13 protein-coding genes are annotated in these 14,388 nt (G+C 41.7%); 10 read left to right on the top strand and 3 right to left on the bottom strand.

The annotated features are described in order from the left end of the window. The first annotated feature begins 54 nt into the window (after positions 1-54). The 3 genes from DCO44_RS04325 to cysN all read left to right on the top strand — a co-directional run bounded on the left by DCO44_RS04325 (position 55) and on the right by cysN (position 3,124). Entirely contained in the window at positions 55-267 is a 213-nt protein-coding gene (locus tag DCO44_RS04325; protein WP_116759408.1) for a hypothetical protein, read from the top strand. Positions 268-481: 214 nt separating this feature from the next. Beyond that, positions 482-1,390 (top strand): sulfate adenylyltransferase subunit CysD, encoded by a 909-nt coding sequence (gene cysD / locus DCO44_RS04320; RefSeq protein ID WP_171065359.1) that lies wholly within the window; start codon positions 482-484, stop codon positions 1,388-1,390. Between the two features lie 117 nt (positions 1,391-1,507). Beyond that, a complete protein-coding gene (gene cysN / locus DCO44_RS04315) occupies positions 1,508-3,124 on the top strand; it encodes a sulfate adenylyltransferase subunit CysN (RefSeq protein WP_116759406.1) in 1,617 nt (538 codons plus the stop codon). A gap of 51 nt (positions 3,125-3,175) precedes the next feature. On the opposite strand, the gene tehB is transcribed toward cysN, so the two are convergent. From tehB to radA, 3 genes are all read right to left on the bottom strand, one after another. Next, positions 3,176-4,039 (bottom strand): SAM-dependent methyltransferase TehB, encoded by an 864-nt coding sequence (gene tehB, locus DCO44_RS04310; protein WP_116759404.1) that lies wholly within the window; start codon positions 4,037-4,039, stop codon positions 3,176-3,178. 124 nt (positions 4,040-4,163) lie between these two features. After that, positions 4,164-5,138, bottom strand: coding sequence for a Tim44 domain-containing protein (locus tag DCO44_RS04305; protein ID WP_116759402.1), 975 nt, complete (start codon positions 5,136-5,138; stop codon positions 4,164-4,166). Positions 5,139-5,265: 127 nt separating this feature from the next. Continuing rightward, positions 5,266-6,648 carry a DNA repair protein RadA gene (gene radA / locus DCO44_RS04300; protein WP_116759400.1) on the bottom strand — a complete coding sequence of 461 codons (1,383 nt, stop codon included), beginning with the start codon at positions 6,646-6,648 and terminating at the stop codon, positions 5,266-5,268. A gap of 350 nt (positions 6,649-6,998) precedes the next feature. On the opposite strand from radA, the gene DCO44_RS04295 reads away from it, so the two are divergent. From DCO44_RS04295 to xerA, 7 genes are all read left to right on the top strand, one after another. After that, entirely contained in the window at positions 6,999-8,498 is a 1,500-nt protein-coding gene (locus DCO44_RS04295; protein ID WP_116759398.1) for an alanine/glycine:cation symporter family protein, read from the top strand. Positions 8,499-8,807: 309 nt separating this feature from the next. Then, positions 8,808-10,211, top strand: a complete 1,404-nt coding sequence (locus tag DCO44_RS04290) for an amino acid permease (protein WP_116759396.1) — start codon at positions 8,808-8,810, stop codon at positions 10,209-10,211. Positions 10,212-10,344: 133 nt separating this feature from the next. Beyond that, complete coding sequence (gene lptM / locus DCO44_RS04285) at positions 10,345-10,569, top strand: LPS translocon maturation chaperone LptM (RefSeq protein ID WP_116759394.1); 225 nt, start codon at positions 10,345-10,347, stop codon at positions 10,567-10,569. A gap of 24 nt (positions 10,570-10,593) precedes the next feature. Then, on the top strand, positions 10,594-11,838 hold the full coding sequence (gene lysA, locus DCO44_RS04280) for a diaminopimelate decarboxylase (protein ID WP_116759392.1): 1,245 nt from the start codon (positions 10,594-10,596) through the stop codon (positions 11,836-11,838). A 13-nt stretch (positions 11,839-11,851) separates the two neighbouring features. Beyond that, the gene (dapF, locus tag DCO44_RS04275; RefSeq protein WP_116759390.1) at positions 11,852-12,697 is read left to right on the top strand and encodes a diaminopimelate epimerase; all 846 of its coding nucleotides are present in this window, start codon (positions 11,852-11,854) and stop codon (positions 12,695-12,697) included. 104 nt (positions 12,698-12,801) lie between these two features. Further along, positions 12,802-13,416, top strand: coding sequence for an alpha/beta fold hydrolase (locus tag DCO44_RS04270; RefSeq protein ID WP_116759388.1), 615 nt, complete (start codon positions 12,802-12,804; stop codon positions 13,414-13,416). Positions 13,417-13,426: 10 nt separating this feature from the next. Next, a complete protein-coding gene (gene xerA, locus DCO44_RS04265) occupies positions 13,427-14,350 on the top strand; it encodes a site-specific tyrosine recombinase/integron integrase (RefSeq protein ID WP_116759386.1) in 924 nt (307 codons plus the stop codon). Positions 14,351-14,388 lie beyond the last annotated feature (38 nt).

The raw sequence follows: 14,388 nt of genomic DNA, 5'->3' as shown, positions 1-14,388 counted from the left end.
TTTTTTGTTATATTGTTGCGTAATGAAGAATGCAAGATTTGAGTTAAATCACCTATGAGCCAACCAGAAGTGAACAAAAAGCCCATACCTTGGAAATTAATGGCATTTGGACTGTTCATTCCAGTGTTTATTCTTGGCATGGCACTTTTAGCTGCAAAAAGCGATGCAGAGAATAAAAAGCAATATGATTTAGAGCGTGCAGAAATTCAAAAGCGTGTTGAATTAAGGCAACAGCGCGAAGCTGCCGCGCAGGCAAAGAGTGAATAGGCTAAAATCTTCCAAGACTTTGCAAACATTTTGAAAGGGTAGAGATTCACTATAGCTTGAAAACTTATAGTTATTATTAGTTATGCTCTATATGATAATTTTGCATATCAATATAATAAAACAAGCAATAGTTGTGATTAGTAAATCTCTATAATGAATATCAATTGTTGAATGTGTAATAAGCACGAATTAGTAATCGGTGTTGTCGATGTCAATAAATGAGGAAAGACTTACTCATCTTAAACAGCTTGAAGCTGAGAGTATTCACATTATTCGTGAAGTAGCTGCCGAATTTGAAAATCCGGTGATGTTGTATTCTATTGGTAAAGACTCAGCTGTCATGCTGCATCTTGCCTTGAAAGCGTTCTATCCTGCAAAACTTCCATTCCCACTATTGCATGTCGATACAGGCTGGAAATTCAAAGAGATGATCACATTCCGTGACAACATGGCAAAAACCCATGGTTTCGATTTGATCGTACATCAAAATAAAGAAGGTAAAGACGCTGGGATCAATCCATTTGATCATGGCAGTTCAAAATATACCGACATCATGAAAACTCAGGGCTTAAAACAAGCACTGGATAAATATGGTTTTGATGCTGCCTTTGGTGGCGCACGTCGTGATGAAGAAAAATCACGTGCGAAAGAACGTGTGTATTCTTTCCGTGATAGCAAGCATCGTTGGGACCCTAAAAACCAACGTCCTGAGCTTTGGAATCTTTACAACGGTAAAGTGAACAAAGGCGAAAGTATTCGTGTGTTCCCATTGTCAAACTGGACTGAGCTTGATATTTGGCAATACATCTATTTGGAAAGTATTCCACTAGTACCTTTATATTTAGCTGCGGAACGTCCTGTGGTTGAACGTAGCGGTACACTCATCATGGTTGATGATGAGCGCATGCCTTTAAAAGAAGGCGAAGTTCCACAAATGAAATCGGTACGTTTCCGTACTTTAGGCTGTTACCCACTCACGGGCGCGGTTGAATCAACTGCCAATACCTTACCGGAAATTATTCAAGAAATGCTGCTTGCCACAAGCTCTGAACGTCAAGGTCGTATGATTGACCATGATGAAGCAGGCTCGATGGAAAAGAAAAAGCAAGAAGGCTATTTCTAATTAATCTCTCCCGTCCTCTCTGTAAGAAAGAGAGGAGAAAAAGTCCCTCTTTGATTAAGAGGGATTTAGGGAGATTCAGGATTAAAACGATTTCAACGAATTTGTGGAGTTTGAGCAATGTCTCATCAATCTGAACTGATTAGCCAAGACATCTTGGCATATTTGAAACAACACGAAAATAAAGACTTATTACGTTTCTTGACTTGCGGTAATGTCGATGATGGTAAAAGTACTTTAATCGGTCGTTTACTTTATGATTCAAAATTGATCTATGAAGATCAATTGCAAGCCGTGACTCGTGACTCTAAAAAAGTGGGTACAACAGGCGATGCACCTGACTTGGCACTTCTTGTAGATGGTTTACAAGCAGAACGTGAGCAGGGGATTACCATTGATGTAGCCTATCGTTATTTCTCCACTGAAAAACGTAAGTTCATCATTGCCGATACACCAGGGCATGAGCAATATACGCGTAACATGGCAACAGGTGCGTCTACTTGTGACCTTGCGATCATTTTGATTGATGCACGTTATGGCGTACAAACACAAACACGTCGTCACACGTATATTGCAAGCTTGTTGGGTATTAAGAACATTATTGTTGCGATTAACAAAATGGACTTGGTTGAATTCTCTGAAACCCGTTTCAATGAAATTCAAGCGGAATATGGCAACTTCGTCAGCCAATTGGGTGACCGTAAGCCAAGCAACATCATCTTTACGCCTATTTCTGCATTGAATGGCGATAACGTGGTGAATGTTTCGGAACACACACCGTGGTACAAAGGCGAAACCCTAATGGGTACGCTGGAGTCGGTACAAATTAACCGTGATACCGCGAAGCGTGATTTCCGTTTCCCTGTGCAATATGTAAACCGTCCGAATCTCGACTTCCGTGGTTTTGCGGGAACGATTGCCCTTGGTGAAATTAATGTGGGCGATAAAGTTGTTGCTTTACCATCAGGTAAGTCTTCAACGGTTAAAGAAATCGTGACTTTTGATGGCAACCTTGAACATGCATTTGCAGGTCAAGCGGTGACATTAACGCTAAACGATGAAATTGATGTATCACGCGGTAATATGTTGGTGCGTGCGGATCAGGGTGTTCCTGCAATTTCTCGTTCTATAAAAGCGACTGTGGTATGGATGGCGGATCAACCGCTGGTGATTGGCAAGTTGTATAACTTAAAAGTGGGTACGCAAACTGTTCCTGCCAAAGTGACTGCCATTAACTTCCGTACGAACGTGAACACACTTGAGCAAATGCAAGTGGATCATCTTGATCTAAATGCGATTGCCAATGTGACTGTTGAATTTGATGCACCAGTGGTGTTTGACCGTTATCAAGACAGCCGTTATACAGGTTCGTTTATCTTCATTGATCGTTTGAATAACGTAACGATTGGTGCGGGTATGGTGGAAGAATCTGTTGAGTGGTCTGCGCATGCAAACCCTGTTTCTGCGGAAGACCGTGCTGCACGTTTAGGTCAAAAACCAGCAGTTGTGACTGTAACAGCAAAAGCACTTGAGCAAGCCCAAATCTTAGAAAGCTTGTTGATTCAACAAGGTGTTGTAGCCATTGCTAAAGCAGGTTTAACCTCAGAACAAGTTACTTTATTGCGTGAAACGGGTGTGGTTGTAATTACAGACCTTGCTGATGCAACTGATGTGAGCTTTACTGCTGAACAAGCGGAAGAACTTGCAGAACAAATCGTGAAATTGGTTCGTTTATAAGATCCAATGCATAAAAAACCCGCCATCTGGCGGGTTTTTTATGCTCTAACATTAGATTTTTTGTGCAAAAATCGTGGCAAAGCGTTGTTTAATGCGTTGTCCTTGTTCATCTGTACGATGTAGTTCACCAACATTTTCATTGTATTTAAGGATAGTCCAACTTTCATAATATGCTTTCAGCTCACCCGCCTTAAAGCTAAAAGGAAAGTCGGACTGCACTGGATAATCTTCACTGTCCATCGCACATACAATCAAGTTATAACCGCCAGACTTGGTCGCTTGCTGCATTTGTGCGATGAGTGGAGGAATTGTATGTGCTTGTAAAAACATCATTACCACGGTGCAGTAGATGAAATCATATTGCCCTTCAATTTGCTGATTTAGATTTAAATCACGCAGTTGGGTGTGAATATTGGTAATTTGTTCAGCCGTAATTATTTGTTCCAAACGTTGTATGCTTTGTACATTTACATCCCATGCATCAACTTCAAAGTCATGTTGAGCCAAAAAAAGGGCATTACGTCCTGAACCGCAACCGACATCAAGTGCTTTGCCACCTTGAAGATGTGGAAGGGCTGCTAAAATTTCGGAATGGGTCGGCGTAAGTTGATATTTTTGAGTGAATAATTGATTGGCTTGGCAATAGAAACTGAGCTGGCATTCAATATCGGGGCTGAATGCCACAATACGATGCCAAGCTTGTGGTTCAATGAATGGTGGTTGTTTGATTGGGCTGAAATGAAGTTCAGAAAGGATTTCTCCTTGCTCATTCAGCATGGCGAAGTCTAATTCGCCTTTTAAAATATTCAGTTTTGCCCATGTGCCTTGTTTGGTATTGTGAGCTTGCTGAAATGCGTGTGGAATGGTGTCATGCTTCCAAATGGGAAGTGTTTTATAGCAAAGCAGTGGTTGCATATTGGTATCCTTCTATTTGGTGCTTGATCTTGGCTAGAAATAGATGTTATTCATTCGATATTAGCTTGATTCAATGGCAAATAAAAACAGCGACCGAAGTCGCTGTTTTTAAATATTTCAATGATTAAGCCTGCTGAATACCAGCAACCAGCCAATCTTGGGTTGAACCCGCAGGTTTAACAAAATGCCAGATTTCGGCAAATGGTTGCGGCAAACTATTGAGGTCTTCACTGACTGTACCTGTAAAGCGAACACTTACAACATATTGACCATTTTCAGTTGCAGAATCTGTAACCATTGCATTTAAGTTAGAGAACTCAGCAACATCTTGATCACGGTTGGTCATAATGTCGTTATACATTGATTGATATAAATCTGGCGTGAGGTAACGACGGATTTCTTCAATGTTACTTGCAGTATTCATAGACTGAATATGATTAAAGCGCTGACGTGCAATACGTAAGAACGCAGCAGGTTCTGTACCATCAGGGAGTTGACTACCACTGTTGGTGTAGGCTGAACCAAAGGGTGCGGTATTGACTGGCGCTTGAGTTGCAGCACCGCCAGCTACAGATTGACCAAAAATGTTGGTATTGTCAGTAGATGCGCGTGGTGCCACAGGTGCTTGACCAAATGGCGATGCAGCTTGACCGCCATTATTTGGTGCATACGGGTTAGTGGATGTTAATTTTTTTTTTGCGCCCATCTTGCGGAAAATGAAGAAGGCACCAGCAGCGGCGAGTAATATCCAGATCCAACTCGGAATTCCACCTTTTTCCTCTTCAGCGGCTGTAGCTTGGCTTGCTGTATTGTCATCTGCAAGTGCATTTGCAGCAACAGCACCAATAGCAGCACCCGCAACACCCGCGGCGACCATACTACCTACACCTGGACCAGACTTTTGTGGTGCAGTTGCAGGGGCAACAGGTTGTTGTGCAGGTGTCGCTTGACGAGGTTGTTGATAAGACTGGGTTGGTGTGGCAGAACGGCTCATACCATGACTTTTACCACCACCCGCACGTTTTGCCTCAGCCAAAGGTGCTACCAATAACGTCGCTGCTAAAATACCTGCAACTAAACTACGCTGTCGAACTTCCATTCAATTTTCCTATAAAAATAATGTTAAATAGCCCTGTATTTATGCAGGCATTTGTCAATTTTTTCAATAAGAAAAAGAAATTTTTTTATTTAATTTTGCACAGTTAAATTTTAACATCGGCGCTAGGCTATTCTGATAGATTCATCGCTTCGGTTAATGCTTCATGTAGTCGTGCCACTGCAATAATCTGTACGCCTGCAATGGTTTTTTGTGGTGCATTGGCGCGCGGCACAATAATGTATTTAAAGCCGTGCTTAATGGCTTCTTTCAAACGTTCTTGACCGTTAGGTACGGGGCGAATTTCACCAGATAATCCAACTTCACCAAAGACAGCCAATTGTTGTGGTAATGCTTTACCTCTTAAACTAGAAGCACAAGCGAGTAGAACGGCTAAGTCTGAGCCTGTTTCGGTAATTTTCAAACCACCCACGACATTGACATAGACATCTTGCCCAGAGGTTTGTACACCACCATGACGATGCATCACTGCGAGCAACATATTTAAGCGGTTTTGCTCTAAACCCAAGGCAACACGGCGCGGTTGTCCATGTGCATCATCGACCAACGCTTGGACTTCAACCAACAGCGGACGTGTGCCTTCACGACTGATCATCACAATTGAACCTGGAATGGCCTCGTCATAGCGACTCAGGAAAATAGCCGAAGGGTTGGCAACCTCACGTAGACCTTTATCGGTCATACCAAACACGCCCAGCTCATTGACTGCACCAAAACGGTTTTTAACTGCACGAATCATGCGATAACGTGAGTCGGATTGTCCTTCAAAGTACAGAACACAATCGACCATATGTTCAAGCACACGTGGACCTGCCAAGGCACCTTCTTTAGTAACATGACCGACAAGAAAGAGTGCGGTGCCACTATTTTTGGCAAAACGTGTGAGTAATGCCGCCGATTCTCGAATTTGCGAGACGCCACCCGGGGCAGACTGTAAGGTTTCTGTGTAAAGGGTTTGAATAGAATCGAGAATGGCAACAGCAGGACGTTCTTGTGCTAAAACTTCACAAATGCGTTCTACACAGGTTTCTGCCATGACTTTTAATTGGTCGGTGGGCAAATCTAGACGTTGTGCACGCAGTGCAACCTGCGATAGTGATTCTTCGCCTGTAACATAAAGCGCAGAACTTTTAGCAGCTGCCATGTAAGTTGCTGTCTGTAAGAGAATGGTTGATTTACCAATGCCGGGATCACCACCAATCAACACCACAGAACCTGTCACCAACCCGCCACCGAGTACGCGGTCAAACTCGCCAATCCCTGTTGCAAGACGGGTTTCGTGTGAAACTGAGACCTGATTTAAAGTCGTGATACTGGCTGCCTGTCCTGCATAACCTCCGCCTATTTTAGGTTGGGCACGATGCGTTACCACAGGTTCAATACGGACTTCGACCAGACTGTTCCATTCGCCACATTCAATACATTGTCCAGCCCATTTAGAATGGTCTGCGCCACATTGTTCGCAGCGATATACAGTTTTAATTTTTGCCATAAATAAAATTGAAAATAATCTGTAAATTAGATAAAAGTAATAGTTACGAAAACTATTAAATATAGCGAATGCCATTCTTAAGGAATAAGAGGCGAAGCGGTTTATCGTAATTACGGGTTAAAGGGAATTGCTCAGAAAAATAACATGATCTAAGACTTTTACAAGTAAGAAACAGTGTGTTTTTGAGTCAAGAGCTTCGTTCAGTTCACTTTTTCCATGGAAGGAGTTTGAGCATTTGATTATTTCTTGTCATGACATAGAGGTTTGATGGCATAGATATTGCTCATGCTCAGACAAATGAAAATAAAGCAATTGCAATATTTTCAAATTATATAAAAAGGTTGATGTCTATGAGTGCAGCAGAAATTGTTGATTGGGTTAATAGTATTATTTGGAGCAAAGCTCTCATCTATTTGTGTTTAGGGGCTGGTTTATTCTTCTCTATTCTGACGCGCTTTGTTCAAGTTCGCCAAATGAAAGAGATGGCAAGATTATTATTTTCAGGATCTTCTTCAGAGCAGGGGATTTCATCGTTTCAAGCATTAGCCGTTTCACTTTCGGGGCGTGTGGGTGTTGGTAATATTGCAGGGGTAGCGGCAGCAATTGGTTTTGGTGGTCCAGGTGCCGTGTTTTGGATGTGGCTCGTGGCTTTCTTAGGGGCAAGTACAGCTTACGTAGAATCTACTTTGGGTCAAATTTATAAGGTGGAATACCAAGGTCAGTACCGTGGTGGACCTGCTTTTTATTTTGATAAAGGTTTAGGGCAACGCTGGTTGGGTATTTTATTCGCTATTGCAGCGATTATATCTTGTGGTTTATTTCTACCTGGTATTCAAGCCAATGCGGTCGGGAATGCCTTCACCCAAATTACAGGTGAAGGTTCTATCATTTTTGGTAACTTAGGAGCTTATAAGTTATTGGCTTTGGTGGTGATTCTGACTTTATTGGCCATCATCATTTTTGGTGGTATTAAACGTATTGCGCGTTTTGCTGAGTTTGTTGTGCCATTCATGGCGGCAGGCTACATTTTAATGGCACTCGTAATTGTCGGAATGAATATTCACGAACTTCCGGGGGTGATTAAACTAATCTTTGCTGATGCGTTCTCTCCAATGGCAGGACTGGGTGCTGCCATTGGTTGGGGTGTTAAACGTGGTGTTTATTCCAACGAAGCAGGTCAGGGTACAGGTCCGCACGCAGCGGCGGCAGCAGAAGTGCAACACCCTGCACAACAAGGTTTTGTACAAGCATTTTCTGTGTATGTCGATACCTTATTTGTTTGTTCTGCAACGGCATTCATGATTCTGATTACTGGTATGTATAACGTACAAGGTACTTTAGAAGCGGGTCAATTTATTGTTCAAAACGTGGCTGCCACTGTTGAAATTGGTTCTCCAGCATTTACCCAAATGGCAGTAAGCACGGTATTCGGTGGCTTTGGTCAAATCTTTGTGGCTTTAGCGGTGTTCTTCTTTGCTTTTACCACGATTGTTGCCTACTACTATATTGCAGAAACCAACATTGCTTATTTGAGCTATATCACCAAAACACCTTCACTATTATTCATCACCAAGTGTTTCATCATGATTTCGGTTGCTTATGGTGTGATCAGTGCGACAGGTTATATCTGGGGCATTGGTGATATTGGTGTAGGTTTAATGGCGTGGATTAACATTATCGGGATTATTGTGACCTACTTTATCTGGAAACCAACCATGAAAGCGTTGAAAGATTACGAGCAGCAGCAAAAAGCTGGGGTAACAGAATATACCTTCGATCCTGTGAAACTGGGTATCCGTAATGCAACTTATTGGGAAGAGCGTTTAAAGAAAAAACATAACAACCAATAGAAAGTTAGCTTACGAACATTTAGTAAAACTTAAAAAAAAGCAGCCGAATCGGCTGCTTTTTTTATTGAATGGTATAAGATTTATATGAACTGATGTGTCCAAAAGGTGCATTGTATTGCATTAATGTAGTGCGTATTATCGGCCCCAATTGTATAAGGATTGAATGCTGAACGATACAGATAGAGTTGTTTAGCTTAGATTGACCCAAAAACTTACATGGCGAAGGCGTGCTTAAAAATAGTACAAATGTGTAATTGGGATTAATTTGGTTAAAAAATCTTAAAGGATTAATAGAGAGTTTTTATAGCGATGTTAAATCAAAACACGAATGAGTCAGCTGCACAAGGCGAACTCCATCGTAGTTTGTCGAATCGACATCTACAACTAATTGCGATTGGTGGTGCAATTGGTACGGGTTTGTTCATGGGGTCGGGCAAAACCATTAGTTTGGCAGGCCCATCAATTTTATTTATTTATATGATCATTGGTTTAATGGTGTTTTTCGTAATGCGCGCATTAGGAGAATTACTATTATCTAACCTGAAATATAAGTCATTTATTGACTTCTCGACCGACTTGATTGGTCCTTGGGCGGGTTACTTTGTCGGTTGGACTTATTGGTTATGTTGGATCACCATTGGTATCGCGGACTTATCCGCGATTATTTATTATCTGCAATTCTTCAACAATGGACTACCATTTAGCCCAGTTGAAGGTGCAATGATCAGTGTTGCTGCCATCGTCTTCATTATGGGTTTAAACCTTATGACGGTGAAGCTGTTCGGTGAGCTTGAGTTTTGGTTTGCTTTGGTCAAAATCATTGCGATTGTGGTATTGATTGCAGTTGGTTTGTGGATGATTTTTACAGGCTTTACCTCAACAACAGGCGAAGTGGCATCGTTCACGCACTTGTGGGCCAATGGTGGTATGTTCCCGACAGGGATGAGTGGTTTCTTGGCTGGTTTCCAAATTGCGATTTTTGCCTTTGTCGGGGTGGAATTGGTTGGGACTACAGCAGCGGAAACTAAAGATCCTGAGCGTAATTTGCCTAAAGCAGTGAATTCTATTCCCATTCGTATTATCTTTTTCTACGTGTTGGCATTGGTCATTGTGATGTCGGTGACACCGTGGAACAGAATCAATCCAGAAGTTAGCCCATTCGTGAATTTGTTCAGTCAGGCAGGTATTGCAGCCGCTGCGATTATTATGAATTTAGTGGTGTTGTCTTCTGTAATGTCATCTATGAACAGTGGAGTATTCTCTACCAGCCGTATGCTGTTCGGTTTATCGCGTGAGAAGCAAGGACCACAAGCTTTTGGTCATTTGAATAAGCGTGCAGTTCCTGCAAATGCTTTATATTTCTCTGCAATTTGTTTGTTGGGTGGAGCAGCCTTACAGTATTTCGTTCCAAATACGGTTGAAGCTTTTACTTTGGCAACGACTCTATCCACGATTCTGTTTATTTTGGTGTGGTTGATTATTTTGTGGAGCTATTTGGTTTACTACAAAACACGTCCAGAGTTACATGCGAAATCGACCTTTAAATTGCCTGGTGGTCCTTTGACGTGTTGGGTGGTGATTGTGTTCTTCATTGGCATGATTTACGTATTGTCATTAGAGCCTGATACCATGAAGGCATTAATGGTCAGCCCAATTTGGCTTATTATTCTTGCGATTGGTTATTTCTGTTTCTATAAGCCAAAACATAAATAATCGTTGTCTATACAGAAAAACGTCAGTTTAGAACTGGCGTTTTTTTATGTCTGGCGATAATCTCTAGTGTTTAATGCTTTGGTCAATGCGTTGATCGGGTTATACTTCGTTAAAATTTGAGATAGGTGGTCAGATGCGTCACGTCATTTGCTGCATAAGTGTATTGGTGTTGGGTTCTTCATTAGTCGGTTGTGGTCAATCGGGTGCATTACAATTACCAAGCGATTCAAATTATGACAAACGTTCAAAATATTTGTTATATCCAAATGTAGCGCCTGCGCAAAAAACTGAGCAAGTTCAAACGACTGAATCGGTTGAACAACAGACAACTACAGAATCAAAATCTTCTACTCCTTAACTTGTCATTAAAAGGACATCTTCCATGAGTTTTACCCGCATTAATGGGGTATTGCACGCAGAGCAGTGTTCCCTAGAACAGCTTGCGCAGCAATATGGCACGCCACTGTATGTGTATTCAAAAGCGACTTTTGAAAAACATTATTTAGATATGGATCGTGCGTTTGATTTTATCGACCATCAAATTTGTTTTGCGGTAAAGTCTAACTCAAATATTGCGGTACTCAGCGTGTTGGCCAAATTAGGCTGTGGCTTCGATATCGTGACTGGCGGTGAGCTTGCTCGTGTGTTGGCTGCAGGTGGTGATGCATCTAAAGTTGTCTTTTCAGGTTTAGGTAAAACTGAAGCAGATATTCAAAAATCATTGGAAGTCGGCATTGCATGTTTTAACGTTGAGTCTCATGCAGAATTAGATCGTATTCAGAAAGTGGCGGCCGCGTTAGGCAAAAAAGCCCCAATTTCATTACGTGTCAATCCAGATGTTGATGCAAAAACACATCCTTATATTTCGACAGGATTAAAAGAAAACAAATTCGGTATTCCTTCGGATACTGTATTTGAAACCTATCAATATGCAGCCAGTCTACCGAATTTAGAAATTATCGGCATTGACTGTCATATTGGTTCACAGTTGACTGAAACCAAACCGTTTGTCGATGCTTTAGATCGTGTCATGCTCATGATTGAGCAACTGAAAGCGTTAGGCATTCAGTTGAAGCACATTGATATTGGTGGTGGTTTGGGAGTGACTTATAAAGATGAAGTTCCTCCAACCGTAGAAGAATATGCCAATGCACTCAAACCAGCTTTAGAAAAGTTAGGGCTAAAAGTGTATATGGAGCCGGGTCGCAGTATTTCAGCCAATGCAGGTGTGTTGCTGACCAAAGTAGATTTATTGAAACCGACCAATCATCGTAACTTTGCTATTATTGATGCAGCAATGAATGATTTGATTCGTCCAGCTTTGTATGAAGCATGGATGGATATCCAACCTGTTACTCCACGAGATGATGTCGAAACTTTGCAATGGGATGTCGTGGGTGCGATTTGTGAAACAGGCGATTTCTTGGGTAAAGAACGTGATTTAGCCCTCCGTGAAAACGATACACTTGCAGTATTGGGAGCGGGTGCATACGGTTTTGTTATGAGCTCAAATTACAATACGCGTGGTCGTGCGGCTGAAGTCATGGTCGATGGCGCGAACTCACATCTGATTCGTGAGCGTGAAACTATCGAATCACTTTGGGAAAAAGAGCGTTTATTGCCTTAAGGAGTCACTAAAAATGTTTTTAGAATTTACTAAAATGCATGGTCTAGGCAATGACTTCATGGTTGTGGATTTAATTAGTCAGCGTGCTTACTTAGATGCACTGACCATCCAACGTCTTGCAGACCGCCATTTTGGCATTGGTTTTGACCAATTGTTAATTGTTGAACCGCCTGATATGCCAGAAGCGGATTTTAAATATCGTATTTTTAATGCCGATGGTTCAGAAGTTGAACAATGCGGGAATGGCGTGCGCTGTTTTGCTCGTTTTGTCCATGAACGACAATTGACGACGAAAACCAAAATTAAAGTACAAACCAAAGCAGGCATTGTTGAACCTGAATTGGGTTCAAATGGTTGGGTACGCGTCAATATGGGGTATCCAAAGTTCCTGCCACAGGAAATTCCATTTTTGGCCGATGAACCAGCAAGTCTGTATGATCTAGAGTTGGCAAATCAACACCAGATTCAAATTGATGTGGTGAATATGGGTAATCCACATGCTGTGACCATTGTTCCAGATGTGATTACGGCTGATGTGGCAACGATAGGACCACAAGTCGAGTCACATGCTCGTTTCCCTGCACGTGTGAATGCAGGATTCATGCAGATTATTGATGAAACACATGCACGTTTACGTGTATTCGAACGTGGTGTAGGTGAAACCTTGGCCTGTGGCACAGGCGCATGTGCTGCTGCTGTTTCAGGCATCCGTCGTGGTTTATTGGCGAATCAGGTTGAAATTGAACTGGCGGGTGGGAAATTACAAATTGAATGGCGTGATGGCGATGTGGTCTGGATGACAGGTCCGACAGCCAACGTTTATGAAGGACGTATTGACCTGCGTTATTTCCAAGGCTAAATCTGCATTGATGTTAAAAAAAGCACTGTCTTCATGATGGTGCTTTTTTATGGATTAAAATCAGCTATGCTGAGCCCAAAGATAAATAGATATAAAGTGTAGACATGCCAAATTTAATTTTTCTAGCGGGCGCATCGGGAAGTACCACGTTCTGGAATCCTTTAATCAATAAATTATCTCATGCAGAATCTAAACAAGTGATTGCTTATCCGAGTTTTGGTGATGAACCAAGCCACCAAAGCGTCTATGATTTTGCCAGTTTGTCGAATTATGTTTTGCAACAAATTCAGTCTGAATCGATTTTGATTGCACAGTCTATGGGCGGAATTTTTGCTGTACAAGCAGCAATAGCACGTCCAGATTTGGTCAAAGGATTAGTGCTTTTGGCAACTTCGGGCGGAATTGATTTAACTCCATTTCAGGTACAAGATTGGCGAACCGCTTATCAACAACAGTATCTTAACTATCCAGACTGGTTTATGGCTACGCAGATAGATTTATCTCAACACCTTGAAAAGATCAGGATACCAATATTGTTATTGTGGGGAGATCAAGATCCGATTAGCCCAATCGCCGTTGGACAGGCTTTGCAGCAAACATTCCCGCAAGCTGAACTTCATATTATTCATGGAGGTGATCATGCTTTTGCAGAACACTATGCAGAAGAAGTTGCAGCACACATTCAGCAGTATTTAATTCATTTTAATTTTCAGGTTTAGGGTGGGTATGATGTCTGTAGAATCCCAACAGTTACTCGCCATGTGGCTGAAAGCACGAGAAATACAAAATCAGTCTAAATTAACTTTACTGGCGTATGAGCGTGATGTTGGTGATTTTTTACAGTTTTGTGATCAGAAAAAACTGCTGTTACAAGATATCGAAACGTCAGATTTACGCGAATATTTGGCTGTCAAAGTAGAGCAACACCAGTTAAGTTCAAGTAGTTTGCAGCGGTTATTATCTGCGATTCGTCAGTTTATGAAGTGGGCAAAAGAAGGGAATTATCTGACGTTTAATCCATCCGATGATTTCCAATTAAAGCGCCAACCGCGACCCTTGCCGGGTATGGTGGATATTGAAACCATTCAGCAAATTTTAGATCAGACTGAACCTGAAAAAGAGTCAGATCAAGAATTGTGGCTGCGTGACAAGGCAATTTTAGAATTATTGTATTCCAGTGGCTTACGTTTAGCAGAAGTACAAAGCCTTAAAATTAAAGACATTGATTTTAATCGGCTTTTATTGCGGATTACGGGTAAAGGTAACAAAACCCGTGTAGTTCCCTTTGGTTCCAAAGCCAGAGATGCGTTAATGGATTGGCTAAAGTTGTATCCATTGTGGCATGGTGATTTTGTTCCTGATGCGCATGTCTTCATTAGTCGTAAAGGCAATCCACTAGGCGCCAGACAAATTGAAAATCGGGTTAAGTTTCAGGCACAACGTGCAGGGGTGAGTGTCGATTTACATCCGCATTTATTAAGACATTGTTTTGCAAGTCATATGCTTTCAAATAGCGGTGATTTAAGAGCAGTACAGGAAATGTTGGGGCATAGTAATTTAAGTACCACCCAAATATATACCCATGTCGATTTTGATCGGCTGGCCAATGTCTACGATCAAGCACATCCGCGTGCTCAATTCAAAAAACAGTAACAATTTCAATGTAGATATATGTCTGAATGATTTTACTC

The organism is Acinetobacter sp. AM (genome assembly GCF_003105055.1).
Taxonomy (GTDB): domain Bacteria; phylum Pseudomonadota; class Gammaproteobacteria; order Pseudomonadales; family Moraxellaceae; genus Acinetobacter; species Acinetobacter tibetensis.
Note: the sequence above shows the minus strand (reverse complement) of the source record. Positions and strands in the feature narration are given on the sequence as shown.

Coding starts and splice junctions, on each gene's coding strand:
- DCO44_RS04325 (WP_116759408.1), top strand. CDS start 55: ATGAGCCAACCAGAAGTGAACAAAAAGCCCATACCTTGGAAATTAATG.
- cysN (WP_116759406.1), top strand. CDS start 1,508: ATGTCTCATCAATCTGAACTGATTAGCCAAGACATCTTGGCATATTTG.
- tehB (WP_116759404.1), bottom strand. CDS start 4,039: ATGCAACCACTGCTTTGCTATAAAACACTTCCCATTTGGAAGCATGAC.
- DCO44_RS04305 (WP_116759402.1), bottom strand. CDS start 5,138: ATGGAAGTTCGACAGCGTAGTTTAGTTGCAGGTATTTTAGCAGCGACG.
- radA (WP_116759400.1), bottom strand. CDS start 6,648: ATGGCAAAAATTAAAACTGTATATCGCTGCGAACAATGTGGCGCAGAC.
- DCO44_RS04295 (WP_116759398.1), top strand. CDS start 6,999: ATGAGTGCAGCAGAAATTGTTGATTGGGTTAATAGTATTATTTGGAGC.
- DCO44_RS04290 (WP_116759396.1), top strand. CDS start 8,808: ATGTTAAATCAAAACACGAATGAGTCAGCTGCACAAGGCGAACTCCAT.
- lptM (WP_116759394.1), top strand. CDS start 10,345: ATGCGTCACGTCATTTGCTGCATAAGTGTATTGGTGTTGGGTTCTTCA.
- lysA (WP_116759392.1), top strand. CDS start 10,594: ATGAGTTTTACCCGCATTAATGGGGTATTGCACGCAGAGCAGTGTTCC.
- dapF (WP_116759390.1), top strand. CDS start 11,852: ATGTTTTTAGAATTTACTAAAATGCATGGTCTAGGCAATGACTTCATG.
- DCO44_RS04270 (WP_116759388.1), top strand. CDS start 12,802: ATGCCAAATTTAATTTTTCTAGCGGGCGCATCGGGAAGTACCACGTTC.
- xerA (WP_116759386.1), top strand. CDS start 13,427: ATGTCTGTAGAATCCCAACAGTTACTCGCCATGTGGCTGAAAGCACGA.